General features: G+C 59.1%; 15 protein-coding genes and 1 pseudogene. 10 read left to right on the top strand and 6 right to left on the bottom strand.

The window, feature by feature from the left end:
- Positions 1-77 precede the first annotated feature (77 nt).
- Complete coding sequence (locus AB9K37_RS06235) at positions 78-1,127, bottom strand: Hint domain-containing protein (protein WP_369836095.1); 1,050 nt, start codon at positions 1,125-1,127, stop codon at positions 78-80.
- Positions 1,128-1,266: 139 nt separating this feature from the next.
- Here AB9K37_RS06235 and AB9K37_RS06230 point away from each other — a divergent pair.
- Positions 1,267-1,590 (top strand): annotated as a pseudogene (locus AB9K37_RS06230) (cupin domain-containing protein); the annotation flags it as partial.
- A 211-nt stretch (positions 1,591-1,801) separates the two neighbouring features.
- Here the strand turns inward: AB9K37_RS06230 and AB9K37_RS06225 are convergent.
- A complete protein-coding gene (locus tag AB9K37_RS06225) occupies positions 1,802-3,124 on the bottom strand; it encodes a calcium-binding protein (protein WP_369836093.1) in 1,323 nt (440 codons plus the stop codon).
- 223 nt (positions 3,125-3,347) lie between these two features.
- Between AB9K37_RS06225 and AB9K37_RS06220 the strand changes: the two genes are divergently transcribed.
- The 3 genes from AB9K37_RS06220 to AB9K37_RS06210 all read left to right on the top strand — a co-directional run bounded on the left by AB9K37_RS06220 (position 3,348) and on the right by AB9K37_RS06210 (position 7,741).
- Positions 3,348-5,069, top strand: coding sequence for a sigma-54-dependent Fis family transcriptional regulator (locus AB9K37_RS06220; protein WP_369836091.1), 1,722 nt, complete (start codon positions 3,348-3,350; stop codon positions 5,067-5,069).
- Positions 5,070-5,208: 139 nt separating this feature from the next.
- Entirely contained in the window at positions 5,209-7,008 is a 1,800-nt protein-coding gene (locus AB9K37_RS06215) for an NAD(P)/FAD-dependent oxidoreductase (RefSeq protein ID WP_369836089.1), read from the top strand.
- Between the two features lie 151 nt (positions 7,009-7,159).
- On the top strand, positions 7,160-7,741 hold the full coding sequence (locus AB9K37_RS06210) for a hemerythrin domain-containing protein (RefSeq protein ID WP_369836087.1): 582 nt from the start codon (positions 7,160-7,162) through the stop codon (positions 7,739-7,741).
- A gap of 69 nt (positions 7,742-7,810) precedes the next feature.
- On the opposite strand, the gene AB9K37_RS06205 is transcribed toward AB9K37_RS06210, so the two are convergent.
- Positions 7,811-8,140, bottom strand: coding sequence for a DUF2322 family protein (locus tag AB9K37_RS06205; RefSeq protein WP_369836086.1), 330 nt, complete (start codon positions 8,138-8,140; stop codon positions 7,811-7,813).
- A 167-nt stretch (positions 8,141-8,307) separates the two neighbouring features.
- On the opposite strand from AB9K37_RS06205, the gene AB9K37_RS06200 reads away from it, so the two are divergent.
- Positions 8,308-9,315, top strand: coding sequence for an AraC family transcriptional regulator (locus AB9K37_RS06200; protein ID WP_369836084.1), 1,008 nt, complete (start codon positions 8,308-8,310; stop codon positions 9,313-9,315).
- Between the two features lie 96 nt (positions 9,316-9,411).
- Positions 9,412-10,611: a serine hydrolase domain-containing protein gene (locus AB9K37_RS06195; RefSeq protein ID WP_369836083.1), complete on the top strand. Its 1,200-nt coding sequence runs from the start codon at positions 9,412-9,414 to the stop codon at positions 10,609-10,611.
- Positions 10,612-10,658: 47 nt separating this feature from the next.
- On the opposite strand, the gene oiaX is transcribed toward AB9K37_RS06195, so the two are convergent.
- Positions 10,659-11,906: a 3-oxo-isoapionate-4-phosphate decarboxylase OiaX gene (gene oiaX, locus AB9K37_RS06190; RefSeq protein ID WP_369836082.1), complete on the bottom strand. Its 1,248-nt coding sequence runs from the start codon at positions 11,904-11,906 to the stop codon at positions 10,659-10,661.
- An 88-nt stretch (positions 11,907-11,994) separates the two neighbouring features.
- Complete coding sequence (locus AB9K37_RS06185) at positions 11,995-12,789, bottom strand: siderophore-interacting protein (RefSeq protein ID WP_369836080.1); 795 nt, start codon at positions 12,787-12,789, stop codon at positions 11,995-11,997.
- 228 nt (positions 12,790-13,017) lie between these two features.
- Here AB9K37_RS06185 and nanR point away from each other — a divergent pair, with 228 nt between their 5' ends.
- Entirely contained in the window at positions 13,018-13,746 is a 729-nt protein-coding gene (nanR, locus tag AB9K37_RS06180) for a transcriptional regulator NanR (RefSeq protein ID WP_369836078.1), read from the top strand.
- Here nanR and AB9K37_RS06175 read toward each other — a convergent pair.
- On the bottom strand, positions 13,743-15,092 hold the full coding sequence (locus AB9K37_RS06175; protein WP_369836077.1) for a four-carbon acid sugar kinase family protein: 1,350 nt from the start codon (positions 15,090-15,092) through the stop codon (positions 13,743-13,745). The genes nanR and AB9K37_RS06175 overlap by 4 nt on opposite strands.
- A gap of 123 nt (positions 15,093-15,215) precedes the next feature.
- Between AB9K37_RS06175 and AB9K37_RS06170 the strand changes: the two genes are divergently transcribed.
- The 3 genes from AB9K37_RS06170 to AB9K37_RS06160 all read left to right on the top strand — a co-directional run bounded on the left by AB9K37_RS06170 (position 15,216) and on the right by AB9K37_RS06160 (position 18,830).
- Positions 15,216-16,043: a phosphogluconate dehydrogenase C-terminal domain-containing protein gene (locus AB9K37_RS06170; RefSeq protein WP_369836075.1), complete on the top strand. Its 828-nt coding sequence runs from the start codon at positions 15,216-15,218 to the stop codon at positions 16,041-16,043.
- Between the two features lie 238 nt (positions 16,044-16,281).
- Positions 16,282-17,574, top strand: coding sequence for a sorbosone dehydrogenase family protein (locus tag AB9K37_RS06165; RefSeq protein WP_369836073.1), 1,293 nt, complete (start codon positions 16,282-16,284; stop codon positions 17,572-17,574).
- Between the two features lie 158 nt (positions 17,575-17,732).
- Positions 17,733-18,830 (top strand): tRNA-dihydrouridine synthase, encoded by a 1,098-nt coding sequence (locus AB9K37_RS06160; protein ID WP_369836072.1) that lies wholly within the window; start codon positions 17,733-17,735, stop codon positions 18,828-18,830.
- Positions 18,831-18,838: the final 8 nt, after the last annotated feature.

Here is an 18,838-nt window from a genome sequence, read left to right as displayed (position 1 = left end):
CGACTTTGATGCCCAAAAATAACTTCAAATCTGACGTGCGCTCAATTTGATAGAGATCATTGTCGCTGAAAAGCGCTTCAGGCGCTCAGCCGGACGTCATCTGCGACCAGAGTGCGAAGCAGTCGCGCTTCGGCGGATTTCAGACACATGCGCGCGGCCGGGCCGTATGCTGTCCACCCTCTGCGCAGCGCCGGAAAGGTCGCGACCAGACGCGCGGCATCACCAGCCGACATCATCGCCATGGCTTGTGTGCCCGGAAGGAGCGTTTCCGTCAGCATGCCTTCGGCGCTGACAATCTCGTGCTTGTCGCAGGCAAAGTGCACGTAGGTCACGGCGCGGCGCGGGACACGCTGGACGGTCGTGCCGTTCACCAAATCTTTGGCGGCCACCAGAACTTCTGGGACACCAAAGAGCATTTCAACCTCTGCGCCTTTGACCAATACGCGGTGATGCGGCGAGACCAAGACATCGCGTTCATTGCCCATGCTGCGCGCGCGGAACAGGATCGGCGCATTCGCCCCCATGCCGCAGGTCGTGGTCTGCGCGGTCCAGCGCACCTGTGCGGGCCCGCCGTCCGCAGTAACGACTTCGTCGCCTTCGGACAAAGCCTCGACGGGGACGCTGCCGTTGGGTGTCAGAAGTCCCGTGCCTTGGACAAAGCAGATGAACATCTGGTCCACGGCCGACAGGACGATCCCGCCATACTCGACACCGTTCCATGTGCCCAAGGTGATCGCGGTGACGTCCTTGTGGTGGCCGGCGGGCAGGTCGTAATCCATGATCCGGACACCGTAGGTGCCGTCCGTGAACAGGGTCACTTCCATATCGACTGTGTAGGAGACGCCCTTCAAGACAACTGTTGATCCAGTGTAGAGCGCGATTTCCTGCGGGATGAGTGAGAGGTTGGGCCCGTCAACATATTCGCCAGGCGCGGTGCTTGTCCCGTCAAAGCCGTCATTGTCCGAGATGATGCCGTCATTGTTGGCGTCGACCATATCGAACTCGACATAGCCCGCAGGGTTCACCGACAGACCATTTCCGCTCGCGTCGAGGTTATTCTGATCAGAGCTACTGTAACCGGGGAATAGGCTTGGGACGTACCACCCCCAAGTTGCGACTCTAGCCATGACTGTGCTCTCTTCGTTGATGTCAGGCGCAGATATAATTGAGCAAAAGCAACGATCCGAGGCACACAAACGGACGATCCCAGAGCCATTGTGCGGGGCGATACGTTCGATCGAACGTAAATCTGTACGAGGTGGGTGAGAGAGCTTGGTCTTCGGATGCCGCTTCCAAGTAAAGCGCATCCACGTCCATCCCGGCGCAGCGCAATCTCTGCAGTCCCACCACAACCGCTTCGGGCACTGAATCGTTGTCAAGAGCACCGCTAAAGTGACCATCAATGAGACCGTCCAGCTCGTGACGGAAAACCAGTCCGTCTACATCCCCCTCGGGGCTGTCCACCGGATGGAAAACCCAGGCAAAGTCCCCATGGTCCTCATCGAGGTTCAGACCGGCTCTTACCTCGGCGAAGATGACATTATCCGCTGCGAAGATATCTACGCACGCGGACAAGGCGCGAAGGGGTAAAATCCGTTCAACGCATGTATTTGCGGGGCCGGATAAAGAGTTCGGCCTCGCTTTTAGGAGTTGTCTACGGATCTCAGCGATCTTCGGAAGCTTGGACAGTTTGCTGCCGAGGCTACCCCAGTTCAGGTGTATACCTTTCTTTTTGAGCCGAACATTCTATTGCTAGGTACTCTGAAGAATCGGTAATCGGTCCCTTCAGGGTAGGCCTTTTTCACACAAGCATCGTGTTCAGCTCTAAAATTGTCGTATCGCGAATTTCTAGGATGTCGGTATCCGAGAAAGACAGAAGTACATCTGCCCCAAACTCTGTGCCATAGCTGTCCAGATCAGAACGGATGTCGTCGTTGGTTAATTCGTCAAACTCGATGATGAGCAAGTCCGTAGCTTCAGCGTCGTAAATAATGTCTAAGCCTCGGCTATAGACAAAAGTATCCACACCAGAACCACCATACAGGCTGTCGTTTCCAGCGCCGCCATTCAGCGTGTCGTTCCCGGCGCCGCCATTCAGTAAGTCGCGTCCTGCGTGGCCAAGAAGCAAATCATTGCCTTGTTCGCCAGAGATGTCGTCGTTGCCTTTACCGCCATAGGCTTTGTCACTTCCTGTGCCAAGCTTGATCGTGTCATGGCCACCATTTCCGCGGACTTTGTCACGCGCGCCGCCGCTGTCGATTTCGTCGGAACCAGCCCCGCCTTGGATAATGTCTTTTCCCTGCCAGCCGTCGATGCGGTCAGCGCCGCCTCCACCAAGGAGTTTGTCATTACCGGTGGAGCCTACGAGCCAATCCGATCCTGCGGACCCGCGCAGCGTATCGTTGCCGCTATCTCCGAAAAGAGTGTCATCTCCTGTCCCACCGATTAATAGGTCGTGACCCCCGGCGCCATTCAGCCAATCACGGCCACCGGCACCGTTCAACGTGTCGCTTTCGTCTTGACCGCCAACGAAGTCCATTCCGCTATCACCGCGCCACTTAATTCCTGGCGCGTCTGGTTCGCTGATTGCGCCACCCTCATAATATCGAAGCATGTCCCATGTATCGTAGCTCAGACCCGAGTTGGGAATTGTGGCTGGCCCGACTTCAGATACGTAATTTTCGTACATGGACAGTTCATCGCCTTCAATCTCCAGAAGCAAGGTGTGCCGGTAGCCATCGCTGACGACTGGAGTGTATTCGAACTCCAGTACCAGTGTGCGGAAGCGGTCGTCGGGGGCACCGCCGTCTGTCACTTCGGCAAGGTAAAATTCACCCTCTAAGGTGATTTGCAATGCGCCCGGTGAACCATCCTCCGACGGGTCTCCGCCAAGGTTCAGGCTCTCGGTCAGAAAGTTTGAAGAGACACTCGAATAGGTTGCGCCGCTGCCCCATGTATTCAGAAACCCGACATCCAGAGATGCGCTGTTACTTTCGCGCTGAAGGTCGAGCTGCCCCCAGTAGATTGGCGAATAGATGGTGAGGTGATCGTATGACTTTTGAACAAGCGATCCGTCGGTATCCCAAATTCCAGTCGTGACGTCGAAGGTGGTAAAGTAGTACATGCTGGCTCGCTTGTTGGAAACTTCATCGTATGTCGGGGCGCGCAATCTAAGATGGCATTGCGTCACGCAGTCTTAATCTTTGGGTAGTGTGGCGTCTAGAGCAGCGTGGGCTTGGCTGACGACCTCAGAGCGAGAGCGATTGGCAGGCCTTCGCCTAGAACGAAAGTTGGAGACGGATTCTCTGTAGTTCTCGCCTATGCTGTCGCGCGGGGAGGAGAACGCGATGGGGGATCAGCGGCACGTTCAGGAAATCGAGCAAGTTCTCGGAGGCGGCGCGACGGGGCGAGACAGTTTTGTTTCGGCGTCGTGGCGACGGTGTGTTGAGCTATATGGCATGGACCCGACGCGGACCGATCCGGCTCATATCGTGACCGAGATGGAGTTGCGCGAGCATCGCAAGCAGGCCGAATGGCTGATCGGTGCGGCGCGGTCTGGGTTGCAGAGCCTGTTTCGGCAGGTGGCGGGGCAGAACTACGTGCTATTGCTGACCGATGCCAAAGGGGTCTGTGTCGACTTCTTTGGCGATGATCTTTTCGTGGATGATCTGCGCAGTGCGGGGCTGTATTTGGGGTCAAACTGGTCAGAAGATCTGGCGGGCACTTGCGGGGTAGGGGCCTGCATCGTGACCGAGGAGCCCGTGACCGTTCATCAGGATGACCACTTCGGGAATGCTCATACTCGGCTGTCCTGCACGGCGGCGCCGATCTTTGACAGCTTGGGGCAGTTGGCGGCGGTGCTGGATATTTCGCTGCTGCGGTCCCCGACGCCAAAGAGTAGTCAGAACTTGGCTATGAACCTTGTGACATCTGCCGCGCGGCGGGTCGAGATGGCGAACCTGATGGCAGAGAGCCGTCGGGACTGGGTGCTCCGGCTGTCTTCTAGCCCCGAGTTTCTGGATGTGGACCCGGAGGCCGCCGTGCGGCTCGATGGGTCCGGGCGGGTCATTGGCTACACCCGCGGGGCGCGCCGGCTGTTTCCCGATGGCGCGGCGATCATCGGGCAGCGGATTGAAGAGGCTTTGGGATTGTCCGTCGATGATCTGCCCGATCTGATGCGTGACCGTCCGACCGAAGAGCGGATTGTCGAGATGCGGGATGGGGGCGCGCTGTTTGGCCACGCTATTGCCCCGCAAACCACGCGGACGGCGCGGCCCGCACGGCAGAGTGGGGCGGTTGCGGGTTTGTCTGGCGGCGATCCGGTAATGACGCGGCTTTTGCAGCAGGCCGAGAAGATTGCCCGCACCAGCGTTCCTGTGATGATCACAGGCGAGACGGGGACAGGGAAGACCAAGCTGGCGCGGGCGCTGCATATGGCGAGCGGGGCCAACGGCTTTGTCAGTTTGGAATGTTCGATGATCACACCGGACGGGCTGATCCAGATGCAAAGCCAGATCTGCGGGGCGGCCTCACTTCTGCTGCGCAGGATCGAGGAATTGCCAGAAGCCTGCGCCGCGCCATTGACCGCTTTGTTGGACTCGGCACCAGATCTACGACCCTTGGTGACCAGTTGTTTGCCTGTTGCTGAACTTGATCTGCCGCGCCCGCTGTTTCATCGGTTGACGGGAAGCGTGCTGGCGGTCCCGCCTTTGCGGCAGCGCCAAGACCTTGGCTGGTTGGTCGAGCGGATCCTTCGCAGACGCACGGCCGAGGAGGTACGGCTGTCGCCCTCGGCGCGAGCGGATTTGTTAGGCCGGTCATGGTCAGGCAATTTGCGGGAACTAGAGCAGGTGCTTGATGTGGCCTTGGCGATGGCCGAGGGCAATGTGATCGACCTGCCCGACTTGCCCGCCCCTGTCGAGGAGCGCAGCGCAGAACCCGAGGAGTCGCTGGAGCAAATCATGGAAGCCTGCGAGTGGAATATGTCCCGCGCTGCGCGCCGATTGGGCGTGAACCGCTCAACTGTTCTGCGGCGGCTGCGCAAAGCGGGGTTGCACCCGCCAAGCTAACCTGTTGCGCGGCGTTGCGCGTGCAACATGCCGCGCCGCAGAACCAATTTTCTGGTCGTAGATCGCCCCAAACCCCATAGATTGTTGGCCCAACAGGCATCCAAGCTCTGCTCCAAGTACACGCGTAGGAGGAGATGCGATGCTTGATTCAACAGTGACAACCCGAACACAAACCGTGCTGGACAGCCTGAATGCCGCGCTGGCCGCCGGCGATATCGGCGCGGTCAAAGACCTGTTCGCCGCTGACAGTTATTGGCGCGATCTGGTCGCGGTGACGTGGAACCTGAAAACGGTCGAAGGCCCCGAAGGCGTGGCCGACATGTTGACTGCGCAGCTGGAACATACCCAGCCGTCGAACTTCGAAATCCAAGCCGGAGAGATGCCCGCAGAGGAGGGCGGTGTCACAACGGCTTGGGTGACGTTCGAGACCAAGACAGGCCGCGGATGGGGTCTGATGCGTTTAAAAGACGACCGCATCTGGACCCTGCTGACTGCGCTGCAAGAGTTGAAGGGTCACGAGGAAAATCGCGGGAAACGCCGCCCAATGGGGGCCGAGCATGGCGCGCAGAAAAACCGCAGCAGTTGGCTGGAACGCAAGCAAGCGGACGAGGCGTCGCTTGGGTATGACACCCAGCCCTACACGGTGATCGTCGGCGGCGGGCAGGGCGGCATTGCCCTTGGGGCGCGTCTGAAACAGTTGGGTGTGCCGACGATTGTGCTGGATAAGCATGACCGCCCCGGGGACCAGTGGCGCAGCCGGTACAAGTCCCTGTGTCTGCACGACCCGATCTGGTACGACCATCTGCCCTACATCAAATTCCCGGACAACTGGCCCGTGTTCACCCCCAAGGACAAGGTTGGCGACTGGCTGGAAATGTACACCAAGGTCATGGAGATCAACTACTGGACCCGCTCCGAGGTCGAGAAGGCGACCTATGACGAGGCGAGCGGCAAGTGGAAAGTCGAGGTTAACCGCGACGGCGAGAAGGTGGTGCTGGAGCCAACCCAACTGGTCATGGCGACGGGCATGTCGGGCAAGCCGAACATTCCGAATTTCCCCGGCATGGACAGCTTCAAAGGCACAATCCAGCATTCGTCCCAGCACAAAGGCCCCGATGAGTGGACCGGTAAGAAGGTCGTCGTGGTTGGCTCCAACAACTCGGCCCACGACATCTGCGCTGCCCTGTGGGAGGCTGATGCCGACGTGACCATGGTCCAACGGTCCTCGACCCATATTGTGCGGTCGGACAGCCTGATGGAGATCGGCCTCGGCGCGCTCTATTCCGAAGAGGCCGTGGCCAGCGGGATGACCACCGAGAAGGCCGATATGGTCTTTGCGTCCTTGCCCTACAAGATCATGCACGAGTTCCAGATTCCGCTCTATGACCAGATGCGCGAGCGTGACGCCGAGTTCTACGCGGGCCTTGAAAAGGCGGGCTTTGATCTGGACTGGGGCGACGATGGCTCGGGTCTGTTCATGAAGTACCTGCGCCGCGGGTCGGGCTATTACATCGACGTGGGCGCCAGCCAGCTGATCATTGATGGCGAGGTGAAGCTCGTCAAAGGTCAGGTCGATCACTTCGAAGAGGATGCGGTCGTTCTGGCCGATGGCACGCGGCTCGAAGCGGACCTTGTGGTGATGGCGACCGGCTTTGGTTCCATGAACGGATGGGCCGCCGACCTGATCAGCCAAGGGGTTGCGGACAAGGTTGGCAAGGTTTGGGGTCTGGGTTCGGACACCACCAAAGACCCCGGCCCGTGGGAAGGCGAGCAGCGCAATATGTGGAAGCCGACCCAGCAAGAGCACCTATGGTTCCACGGCGGCAACTTGCACCAGTCCCGGCACTATTCGCTGTATCTGGCGCTTCAGCTCAAAGCGCGGATGGAGGGCCTCGAGACCCCTGTCTATGGCCTGCAAGAGGTGCATCACCTGTCGTGATCCACGGATGCGAAAACTGGGGCAAGCGCAAGACGCTTGTCCCATTCGCTTTGGGTTAGACGGTCCCCTCGGGAATCTTGGGCGCATAGGGAGCTAACCGCTCTTCGGGGCGCTGCTTGACTTCACGCTGGGAAAGGCTTTCCTTCGCAGCATGACTGACCTTTCGACCCACTCGCTGGATGACCTCACCCTAGACGAAGCGGCCCGCCCTTTGGCGCCCAAGGTTCCCGCCGCGACGGATATGCATCGTCGCCAAGGCCGGCAACTGGCGGCCATCCATCGTCATTATCTGATGGAAATGGCGCAGATCGGTGCGGTGCTCGCGCGGATCGAAGCGGGGGATACGCCTCCGAAAGACCTCAAGAGGATCGTGCTTTCTAGTGATATGGCAGAGAATTTCCGCGCCTTCGGGTCCCTGTGCGGGCGCGAGTGTCAGGTGCTCAAGTTCCACCACGACATCGAAGGCAGCGACATGTTTCCGCGCATCAAAGCGGCGGGCGGCGGCGTGTTCCAAGAGATCATCGCCAAGCTGCTGTCAGAGCATGAAGTGGTGCACGAGTTGATCATTCGCTTGGATCGCGCCGCAGACGCGCTGATTGCAGAGCCGAGCGAGGATAACTTTGCGCGTGCGTCCGACACCTATCGCAAACTCGAAGAGGTCGTCCGCTCTCATTTCGGATACGAAGAAACAGAACTGGCAGAGGCCATCGGGTTCTACCTCGGCGGCATCTAGGGGCTGGGTCACGCGAGCGGACCCAGAAAGCGGGCGGCGCGTTGCATCGGCGCGCCGACCCAAATCGTTTTAGGCGGTGATGATTTTCACGCTTAGCGGCTCGGACCCGCCAGCAATCTCGAGCAGACGGTCGATATTAGGGTGGGCGCCGGGGCGGTTCTTGGCGTCTTCGGTATGCTCGGCAAAGACGGCCAGCGCATGGGTGGCGGCGTCTGCGTCGAGTTGCGCAAAGGTTTGGGCCAAATACTGATAGACCGCCAGCGAACCTTGCTTGCCGGGCTTGTTCTCGATCGTGTCCACGACAGCGCCGCCCGTGTTGACCAGGTCGATACGCACGACGCCGTCAATCGAAGGCAACAAGGCCAAGTTTGCTTTGAAGTCAGAAGTAGGCTGGATCATATGCCGGTCCTTTGGTTCGCTTTTCGGCTCCTGACATAACAGGTGGTTGCGCAATTCGCCATGTCAGCCCGAAGACCTGCGAACCCCGCATCCTAAAGTCCGGTTCGGAAAGTACCGAAAGTATGGTACCATACTGAGTCATCGAAATCGCGAGGAGGAGCGGGATTTTGTTGGAAGATGCCCTTGTTCGGGATGCCGCAGGCACCCCTATTTTTAACGGTGATGGCACACGCTCTCGGGACTGGGACGAGGTTGGCGCCTTCTGCCAGTCCGTTTATATGCCCTATCGGGTGCGGCCTCTCGACCGATTATCACGGCCGGACGCGACGATGATCTCGGCCCATGCAGGTCAGGTCATCATGACGCGGTTTTCCTACGGGACAGGTATTCATTTGGACCGCTTTGACCCAGAGGCGGGGAATATCCTTGTGCTGAATACCCTGCAGGGCGCGTTGGATCACAAATCCGACCAAGGGTCCGTGTCGACTGGTGCGGGCGAAAGCTTTGTCGTGGATTGTTCCCGCACGGACTATTGGCTCGAAGGGGATGCCAATCACATGCAGCTGAACCTGACCATCCCGCATCTGGCGATGGCGGACACCGCCGAGCGGTGGTTCGGATTTGTTCCCGATGACGAACTTTGGACGCGCAAAGTCAAATTCGGTGGGCCGGGGTCGGCTTGGCTTCCCTTGTTGGACTATGCGTCCAAGTCAGTGGTGCAGGGGGCGGGCAGCGCCGCGATTGCCCGCCATATCGAGGAGATCCTGTGTGTTGAACTGTTGCGCCATTGGGCCGGTGCGGCTGGTTTCTCTTTGGAAAACGGCGCGCGATGCGCGGCCCCCGGCTATGTGCGCCGTGCCGAGGAAATCTTGGCAGCCGAGGCCCGAGAGGCCCCAGCGATCGGAGATGTGGCGCAAAGGGTTGGTGTGACCGCACGGACCCTGTCCGGCGGGTTCGCAAAATTCAGAGGGATCTCGCCTCGGGTCTTTCTTGCGGCACGCAGGCTCGAGGGGTTCCGCGCTGACCTGAAAACCCTACCGCCAGAGCAAACCGTGACAGCCATCGCCAGCAATTGGGGGTTCAGCAACTTTGGGGCGCTGGCGGGACGCTACAGGGAACGGTTCGGCGAGAGTCCGTCGCAAACACGCAAACGCGCCAACAGGCACCAAGCGTAATTCGGTTTCCGAAAGAGGACAGCGCCTGCCGATGGGTGACAGCGCGGATCGGCCCGCGCGGGCATCCTGAGGATCTGTTGTTCTAGGGAGGAAACCATGAAGGACATACAAACTCAGGATTTCACTGCGGCGCTCGACACCGTGCTACGCGGTGTATGCGAGGGCCCCGCACGGGTCCCCGGTGTTGTGGCGATGGTCACGGACCGCGATGAAAACATCTACTCGGGTGCGGCGGGGGAGCGCCGTCTCGGAGATGATGCGATGACCGAAGACACTGTCTTTGCGATCTTTTCCACGACCAAGGCCATCGCGGGCACCTGCGCTTTGCAATGCGTCGAAGAAGGTTTGCTCGACCTTGATGCGCCGGCCAAAGAATACGCACCCTACTTGGGCGAGGTTCAGGTGCTCGAAGGGTTCGACGCAGGCGGGCAGCCCCGCCTCAGAGCGCCCAAATCCGATGTCACCACCCGTCAGTTGATGCTGCACACCGCAGGGTTCGGATACGACTTTTTTAACGAAATGTACAAGCGCATGGCAGAAGACCACTGCCAGCCCTCGGTCGTTACTGGAACGCGCGCGGCGATTGAAACGCCGCTGCTTTTTGATCCCGGTGCGAAGTGGGAATACGGCACCAATATCGATTGGGTCGGGCAAGTCGTCGAAGGCATCCGTGGCAAGCGTTTGGGCGAGGTCATGCGCGAACGGGTCTTTGATCTGCTCGATATGCAAGAGATTGCCTTTACCCGCACCGACACCATGAAGAGCCGCACGGCGACCATTCATGCACGTGGCGAAGATAATGGCCTGTCGCCCATGGACGGCTTTGCGCTGCCGGACGATCCCGAGGTCGATATGGGCGGTCACGGGCTTTATGGCACGGTCCCCGAATATATGAAGTTCATCCGCATGTGGCTGAATGACGGCAATGGTCCGAAGGGCCGCGTCCTTAAGCCGGAAACCGTGGAGTGGGCCGTGCAGGGGGCCTTGGTCCCGCCGCAAAAGGTGACGATGTTGCCGGGCGTGATCCCATCTCTTTCGAACGACGCCGAGTTCTTTCCCGGCGTGGAGAAGGACTGGTCCTACACGTTCATGGTGAACAAGGAACAAGCGCCCACAGGGCGCCCGGCTGGTGCCATCGGATGGGCCGGACTTGCAAACTGCTATTACTGGATAGACCGCGCAGCTGGCGTTGGGGGATATTGGGCGACCCAAATCCTCCCCTTCGGCGACCCGACCTCCTTTGTCGGCTACCTCGATTTCGAGCGGGCGGTCTACGACGCGATCCGCAACAGCTGATCGCCTTTGGGGCGGGGGTGGCGTGGTTGCCCCCGCTTCTCAGATTCTTAGCCCCATTTCTCCAGTGATGCCCGAAGCTCGGGGTGAGAGTGTGCCATTGTTTCAAGGGATTGCCCGCTGGCCGCGGCGTCCCATGCCTGACGGATCGCGCGGACCCCTGCGGCGATCCCCATGGGGTGTCCATGAATCCCGCCGCCGCCAAGGTACATCAGGTCCAATGTGCCGCCCGTCCGGTTATAGGTATCGACCGCTTGCCCGCCCCATTGGCCAGAACAGACAACGGGCAAAGGTCTGTCGTCTTCGTGAAACATGGGCGTCATGACATCTTTGAACGATGCGACAAAGCTTTCGTCCGGCTCCCAGTATTTTGCGCGGATGCCATTGATCTGAAACTGATCCACACCCAGCAACCGCCAGATCTTCTGGTAGGCTGTGAAATCCATTCCAAGCCCCGGATGGCGCGTCAGGATATCCCAACCGTTGCGATGGGCATGAAGGCACAAAGCGGACCGCTTGCGCAGAAAACTCATGCCGCCATATCCAACAGAGTTGATGTTCACCACCGCAGCATTACCACCATGCGCGACAACCGTGTCATGGTTGCGCATCATCACATCCGGATCGGCCGAGGAAATTCCAAAGGCATACATCACCTTTTTGCCGGTCTTTTCGGCGTGCGCGTGGATCACCGGCATGATGGCTTTGACCCGCTCTTCGAAAGGCGAGTAGGCGGGGCTCATCAGCTTTTCATCGTCCTTGATGAAATCAACGCCTGCCTCGCAGAGTGTTCTGACGACCTCGGCGGTTTCGGAAGGCGTCAACCCGAGCGACGGTTTGATGATCGACGCGATCATCGGGCCAGCATCCACACCCATGAGCCTGCGCGAGCCTCGGATGCCGAACTGCGGACCGGGGTGGCAGGCCCATGCATCGGGCAGTTCGATGTCTTTGACCCGAATGCCGCTTGCGCCTCGGACAGCGTAAACGCCCCCGACGGTGATCGTCATCAGGGCGGCAATGTCCGTGCCCACAGCCTCGAGCGGGTAGGCGATGGTCACGTCTGCACGGTGGTAGGGGCCGGTGCCGTCGGGATCGGGGAAGGACGGGGTTTCTGACGGCTCTAGGGGTGTGATTTGCGTGACAATGGCGGCACAGCGCGCGCGCACCTCGTCGGTTTCATTCGGGAGTTCCGTGAATGTCCCCGTCGATTGATCTGATGCGATCTTGGCAGCGAGCGCCTCGATATCCCCAGCCGTTTCAATGCGATACGTGACGTTGATCGTGCTGCGTGACATACTGCTCTCTCCCCCAGAATTGGGCCAAAGAGTAGTGGTGATCATACCAGTTGGCAAGGCGCTAAAACCTTATGCGCGCCCTGTGTCGTCACGCCGCCGCGGCATTGGCATCTTTGCGTTTGTCCATTTTGTGCTGGTCCTCAGAGCGCCCGACACGCCAATAGCTGGACAAGTAAAAGCTATCGCGCCCCACGCCGCGTTCTGTCCGGTAATAGGTCCGCAGCGCGCGCATGGTGTCGAACTCGCAGGCGGTCCAGACAAAGGGGGCGCCGTCGAACCACTCTGCGGATTTGATCGCGTCCAGCAGGGGGTGGGTCAATGCCTGAGGCGCGGGGTTGATCACCCACTGCAGCGACATGCCATCGGGCAAAGCCAAGTCTTGCTTGTCTTCCGCGCTCGGGATTTCAAGGATCACGTGACCCTGCGCGCTATCGGGCAGCATTTCAACATTTCGCAGTGCGGCGGGCAGTCCGGTCATGTCTGCCGCGATCAGATACCAGTCGGCATCCTCGGGCACCATTTTGACTTTGCCCGGACCCGTGATGGCGATCTCGTCGCCGCTGGCGACCGATTGCACCCATTCCATCGCGACACCGCCTGTGTCGGAGTGGGAGGCAAAGTCTACCGTGATCTCTCCGTTTTCAGGGTCGTGGGCGCGGATCGAATAGGTCCGCATCACGGGTGAGTCTGGCAGGCTGGCGGGGTGGTCCAGAAACACAAGCTTGATGTAGCCGCCCTCGAAGCCTTCGGGGAAGCCCTGCATCATGTCTCCGCCCAAAACCACACGGCGCATATGCGGGGTAATGTCGGTCACAGAAAGGACCGTGGCGCGGCGAAGACGAGGATTGATTTCGGCGGCTTGTTTGAATTTCTCTGGGTTCACGGTTTGCCCTTTCGCATCAGAGTGTCCGGTCCGAACTGGTCGGCGGGGATATCGGTTTGGCTGGCCGTTTTCATAAGCGCGCTGTGTCGTTCAGACCTAAGCCAAACAGAGCGTGTCGCCAATCCTTTTGAGTGCACAATGTGGTGTGCTTGCCCGCCGCCCCGAACTGGACGGATGAGGAGGGAGTATATAAAAGCAGTCTCATAGTCATATGAGGTAGAGACGGCCATGGCTTCGACGTCGAGCAGGAAGGCCACTTCCGATAAAATCGTGCGGCGGAAGCTGTCTGATCAGGTACTGGACAAACTACGTGACATGATCCTGTCCCACGAGCTGAAGCCCGGGGATTTCATGCCATCAGAGCGGGCGCTGATGGAGCGTTTCGGCGTGGGCCGTCCTGCCGTGCGCGAGGCCCTGCAATCCTTGCACAATAGTGGTTTGATCAGCATCAATCACGGGGAACGGTCGCGGGTGAATGCCATTGATGCGAGCACTGTTCTGAACCAGTCCGATGAAATTGCCCGCCTCGTCCTGAGCACTGTTCCCGCGAACCTAGAGCATCTGAAGCAAGCCCGTCAGATGTTTGAACTTGGGATGGTGCGTCTGGCAGCCCAGAATGCCACCCCCCAAGACATTGCCGATCTGCGGTCCATCCACGAAGAGCAAAGCCTGAACATGCAGGACGCAAACGCCTTTATCGAGGCGGACATGCGGTTCCACACGCGGCTTGCGCAGATCAGCGGAAATCCGATTATCGTCGCGGTGTCCGAGGCGATGTTGAAATGGCTGTTCGAATATCACGTCAGCCTATTGCACTGGAATGGCAAAGAAGACGTGACGCTGGCCGAACACGCGCAGATGATCGACCTGATCGAAAAGCACGACGCAGACGGCGCGGTCGAGATGATGACCCGCCACCTTGCGCGTTCTGCTGCGGTGTTCGAGATCAAAGGTTAGCGTGCGCCGCCGCCCTCTCTGATCCAGCCAAAGAAATCCATGCTGCCCATCTGGCCGCCTTTCAGCGCGATCTCTAGTCCGTCGTGATGCAAGCCGCCGTACCCGATGCACAAGGACGCGCCGGGAATGGTCGGCGCAATGGCCTTGATCGCCTGTAACCCCAGAGCCCGCATCCCATGGCCAGAGGTGTCTCCGCCGGAAATTACGGCACGGCGCAGGTCCGATCCGCGCAGGATGCCGTCCAAAACCTGTCCGAGCGCAATGCCGATTGTTTTGTTCACGGTTTCCATCGGCACGTTGCATCGGGCCGCCGCCGCGCGCACTTGGGCGACGGCAGGATCTGCGGGTCCGGTGGCTGAACAGACGAGGGGACTTTGGCCCTCTGATACCGCCCTGAGCGCGGCCTGAATGACATCGGCGACCAAGGCTGCGGCGTCATCGGGCGCCTCGATCAGCTTGGCGGCATCCAGTCGGATCAGGGCAAAGCCATTCTGGACGGCCCAATCAATCTGCTGCGCTGTACTTGGGGACACGGACCCAGAGACCACGGCAATCTGATCGACTTTGCCGGCAGAGCCCGGTGGCTCTGCGCGTGGGATCAAGCCGCTCTGTTGCCAATGACGCACAAGCGCGAATTCGATCCCCTGAGAGCCGATGACAAAGGGCAGATCGTCTTTGTTGTCCCACATCAACTGACCCGCTGCGGCTTCGGATCGTGCTTCCATACTGTCGATCGACAAAAGCCGCGCACCGCTGTCCAAAGCGCTGGCAAGTGTAGGCGCGGGGCTGGACCAGAGCGCCTCAAGGTCAATCAGCGCTGAGGGCAAGTCTGTCTGATCCGCGAGATGCCGCATCAGGTCCGCTTCGGCCATGGGTGTCACGGGATGTTGAGACATCACCGGATGACGATCGAGCCGGAAGACACCTTCGAACGTGCCCGCAAATAGATGTCCGAAGGCTTGATAGCGGCGCATCTGCGGTGCGGCCGTCAACACCGGCGCCGCTTTGGCACCGGTGACGCGCAAGCCGATTTCTGCGGCGCGGCCGATACTTCCGGTCTGGGCCGAGGAGTCAAAGGTCGAGCAGACCTTGTAGTGCAACAGCGGTGCGCCGAGACCCGCAAGAAAGCTGAACGATTTGGGCAGATGTGCGTCCATCCATGCAGGCCCTTCGGTGCGAGCAGTGGATGCCACACCAATGGCCTGTGCATTTTCAAAGCGCGCCAGCACGTCGGCGTCGGGCAGATCGGAAAAAAGGACAGTGTCCAGCCCCGCAAAAGCCAGCACCTCCATCACGGCGGCTGCGCCTGTAAAGTCGTCTCCGTACCACGTTATCAAAGGGTTCAACGGTTTTCCTCCCAACTTTGGCAACGCAATCTGCCCGCATTGACAATCAGATGATAATATTATCTGATCATACCAGTTATGCAAGACGCCCCGCCTGTCGGGGTTCGGGAGGAGAATTTAAAAATGACAAACGTGGCGGTATTTGGCGCAGGCGGCAAAATGGGTGTGCGGTGTTCATTGAACCTGGCCAAGACGGATTTCACCGTATCCCATGTCGAAGTCAGTGAGGTCGGCCGCACGCGCCTCAAAGAGGCTGTGGGCGCCGATTGTGTAGAGGCCGATGTCGCGATTGCGGATGCGGATGTTGTTTTGCTGGCGGTGCCGGATACTGCGATTGGCGTGGTTGCCAAGGGCATCGTGGACAAGTTGAACCCCGGTACGATGGTTGTCATTCTGGATGCTGCGGCGCCGTTTGCCGGTCACCTGCCAGAGCGCGAAGACATCACCTACTTTGTGACTCACCCCTGCCATCCGATGATCTACCACAACGAAGAGACCGAGGCCGCGCGACTGGACCGCTTTGGCGGCGTGGCGCATCCGCAGGGCGTTGTGAACGCCCTGATGCAAGGCCCCGAAGAGCACTACGATATCGGCGATCAGATCGCCAAAGCAATCTATGCGCCGGTCCGTCAAACCTATCGCGTGACGGTCGAACAAATGGCCTATCTGGAGCCGGGCCTGTCGGAAACTGTCTGTGCCTCGCTTTTGGTGGTGATGAAACAGGCAATGGACGAGGTTGTAAAAACCGGCGTGTCCGAAGAATGCGCCCGCGATTTCCTGTTGGGCCACATGAACATCCTTGGGTCGGTGATCTTTAACGTCCAAGAAGGCGTCTTTTCTGACGCCTGCAACAAGGCGATCGAGTTCGGAATCCCTGCCTTGATGCGTGATGATTGGAAGACCGTCTTTGAACGGGACGAGATCATGGCATCGATCCGCCGGATCACGTGATCCTTTGAAAACCAATGCGGCTTGAGGACTGACTAAAAGTGGCGCTGGCGATCCAGCGCCATTTTTTCTGGGGTGCCGCGCCCGTCATGGGCACATTCTGCCCTGATCTGGACCGAACACTCGAATGGGCTTGGCAAAAGATGACGCGCAATCTCGAAAACGCGCTGTTGCACGAGATTGTTGGCGCTAACCAAATTCATCCGCTACCCTCATGCCAATTCAAAAGGGAGGGGAGACGATGGATATCATCGCCAAGGCAACAGCATTGGTTGGCGGCACGATCGCCACTGTGCGACGTATGAATGCGCCGTCAAAGCAGGCTTTCGGAGAGGCACCCGATATTCCTCTGGCCCGCAAACAAGGTATCATGACGCTCAAGATGCCCGCCGCCGAGGGCTGGAAAGACGGGCACGTTCCAACCTGTGCGCCGGGACTTGCCGTGAACGCCTTTGCCACCGGTCTGGATCATCCGCGCTGGATCGAGGTGCTGCCGAACGGGGACGTCTTGGTCGCCGAATCCAAAGAGCAAGCAGGCCCGCCCAAAACATTGATGGACCACGCCGCGCAGGCGACCATGCGCCGGGTCAAAGCGATCGGGAAAAGCGCGAACCGCGTAACCCTGTGGCGGGATGCGGACGGAGATGGCACTGCAGAGATCCGCGAAGTCTTTGTCGAAAACCAGAACCAGCCATTCGGTATGGCGCTGGTCGGGACCCAATTCTATTTGGGAAACACCGATGGGGTCCGTGTGTTCGACTATTCTGATGGGGACACCGCCCTGAAAGGCAGCGGAAAGCCATTGGTCGACTTCAAACCTCATGGCCACTGGACCCGCAGTTTGCTGGCCTCGCCGGATGGCACCAAGATCTATGCGGGTGTCGGGTCTCTGTCGAATATTGCAGATCAAGGCATGGAGGTCGAAGAGGGGCGCGCCGCCATCTGGGAATTGGATGTGGCCTCAGAGCAGGCACGAATTTTTGCCTCTGGTCTCCGCAATGCGGTCGGCATGGCGTGGGAACCCGTCACGGGCAAGCTATGGACAGTGGTCAATGAACGGGACGGTTTGGGGGACGAAACCCCGCCTGACTACCTGACATCGGTGCAAGAGGACGGGTTCTACGGCTGGCCCTACTGCTATTGGGGGCAAACCGTGGACGACCGCGTGCCCCAAGACCCCGATATGGTCGCCAAAGCGATCACACCTGATTATGCCCTTGGCGGGCACACCGCATCGCTTGGCCTGTGCTGGATGCCAGAGGGCACGTTGCCCGGGTTTGGCGCGGGCATGGTGATCGGGCAGCACGGCTCTTGGAACCGGTCCAAGCTGAGCGGGTATAAACTGATTTTTGTGCCTTTCGAGAATGGGCGCCCAAGTGGGCCATCGCGCGATATCCTCTCGGGCTTCCTGTCCGAAGACGAGAAGCTGGCCTACGGGCGACCTGTCGGTGTCACCATCGGACCTGATGGCAAGTCACTGTTGATGGCGGATGACGTGGGTGATGTGATCTGGCGCGTCACGGGTGCGTCGTAAACTGGTCGTGCCGCGGGCGATGGCGTCGCGGCACACCTTTGGATCACAGAATAGGCGCATTCTTCTGCTTTTGCGGGATTGTCCGTGGCCTTGCTGAATAATTCTTGACTGTTTGGTAAATAATTGGCGTCCTAATCATTGAGCAATGAGGGAACACCATGTCAGACAAGTTGATCACCACTTTCACGGGTCTAGAGTTCGTCAATCCATTCATCCTTGCCTCGGCGCCGCCAACAGAGAGCAAGCGCAAGATCCTGAGAGCCTTTGAGGCAGGATGGGGTGGTGTCGTGACCAAAACGATCGGTTTGCATCCGGTTGAAAATGTTGCGGGTCCCAAGACGATCTATCAACGCGCAAGCGACGAGAAGCCTTATGTGTCGCGCTACAAACGGCCTGACACGGTGTCCCACTCGTCTTGGAATTGGGAGCTGATTTCGGATCAACCGCTCGACCTGTGGCTTCCTGACCTCGCGGAGATCAAGAGCACCTATCCGGATCGGATGCTCATCGGTTCCATCATGGCCGGTGCTGGCAGTGCAGAGGAAATGGCGAACTGGCAGAAGCTGGCCAAAGCCTGTGTCAACGCGGGATGCGATGCGCTGGAGTTGAACATGTCCTGTCCGCATATGGACCGCAAAGACATGGGTGCCAACATTGCCAACGACGAAGACATCATTCGGTCTGTGATGAAAGCCGTGACCGAAGCCGTCGATGTCCCGATCTGGGTCAAGCTCACGCCGTCCACATCGACGCTTGTTGATGCAGCGGGCGCCGCCTACGAGGCGGGCGCTTCTTCGATTTCCTTGTGCAATACCTTTCCTTCATTGCCGCTGATGGACCCCGAAACCATGAAGTTCGAGGTAGAGGTTGATGGCCTTGTTACATCCGGCGGTTTGGGCGGATTGGCGATCCTGCATCAGGCGCTGCAGCGGGTGTCGGATATCTCTCGTGCTTATCCCGACAAGGCGATATCTGGTATCGGGGGCATCAAGGGCTTCCGCGAGGCTTTCAACTTCATCGCTCATGGAGCAGGGAATCTACAGGTCTGCACGGCTGCTATGGAAGAGAAGGGCAGCGGCGGTGTCGGGGTTCAGTTGATCAAAGAGCTGACGACCGACTTGACCGACTACATGGATCGCAAGGGCTATGACTCGATCGAGGAATTCCGCGGCATTGCCCGTGAACGCATCGTCGATCACGCACAAATCCGCCGCAAGAGTGAAAGCTACAACGGTGGATACGCGCAGTCGGCGTAGATCTGTCG

The organism is Donghicola sp. XS_ASV15, assembly GCF_041224595.1.
Lineage (GTDB): Bacteria > Pseudomonadota > Alphaproteobacteria > Rhodobacterales > Rhodobacteraceae > Donghicola.
This window is presented reverse-complemented; position numbering and strand designations above follow the sequence as displayed.

Bases quoted from the DNA above. Each gene is read 5' to 3' on its own strand.
- AB9K37_RS06215 (WP_369836089.1), top strand. From the start codon at position 5,209: ATGCTTGATTCAACAGTGACAACCCGAACACAAACCGTGCTGGACAGC.
- oiaX (WP_369836082.1), bottom strand. From the start codon at position 11,906: ATGTCACGCAGCACGATCAACGTCACGTATCGCATTGAAACGGCTGGG.
- AB9K37_RS06195 (WP_369836083.1), top strand. From the start codon at position 9,412: ATGAAGGACATACAAACTCAGGATTTCACTGCGGCGCTCGACACCGTG.
- AB9K37_RS06210 (WP_369836087.1), top strand. From the start codon at position 7,160: ATGACTGACCTTTCGACCCACTCGCTGGATGACCTCACCCTAGACGAA.
- AB9K37_RS06160 (WP_369836072.1), top strand. From the start codon at position 17,733: ATGTCAGACAAGTTGATCACCACTTTCACGGGTCTAGAGTTCGTCAAT.
- AB9K37_RS06220 (WP_369836091.1), top strand. From the start codon at position 3,348: ATGGGGGATCAGCGGCACGTTCAGGAAATCGAGCAAGTTCTCGGAGGC.
- AB9K37_RS06225 (WP_369836093.1), bottom strand. From the start codon at position 3,124: ATGTACTACTTTACCACCTTCGACGTCACGACTGGAATTTGGGATACC.
- AB9K37_RS06205 (WP_369836086.1), bottom strand. From the start codon at position 8,140: ATGATCCAGCCTACTTCTGACTTCAAAGCAAACTTGGCCTTGTTGCCT.
- nanR (WP_369836078.1), top strand. From the start codon at position 13,018: ATGGCTTCGACGTCGAGCAGGAAGGCCACTTCCGATAAAATCGTGCGG.
- AB9K37_RS06235 (WP_369836095.1), bottom strand. From the start codon at position 1,127: ATGGCTAGAGTCGCAACTTGGGGGTGGTACGTCCCAAGCCTATTCCCC.
- AB9K37_RS06170 (WP_369836075.1), top strand. From the start codon at position 15,216: ATGACAAACGTGGCGGTATTTGGCGCAGGCGGCAAAATGGGTGTGCGG.
- AB9K37_RS06165 (WP_369836073.1), top strand. From the start codon at position 16,282: ATGGATATCATCGCCAAGGCAACAGCATTGGTTGGCGGCACGATCGCC.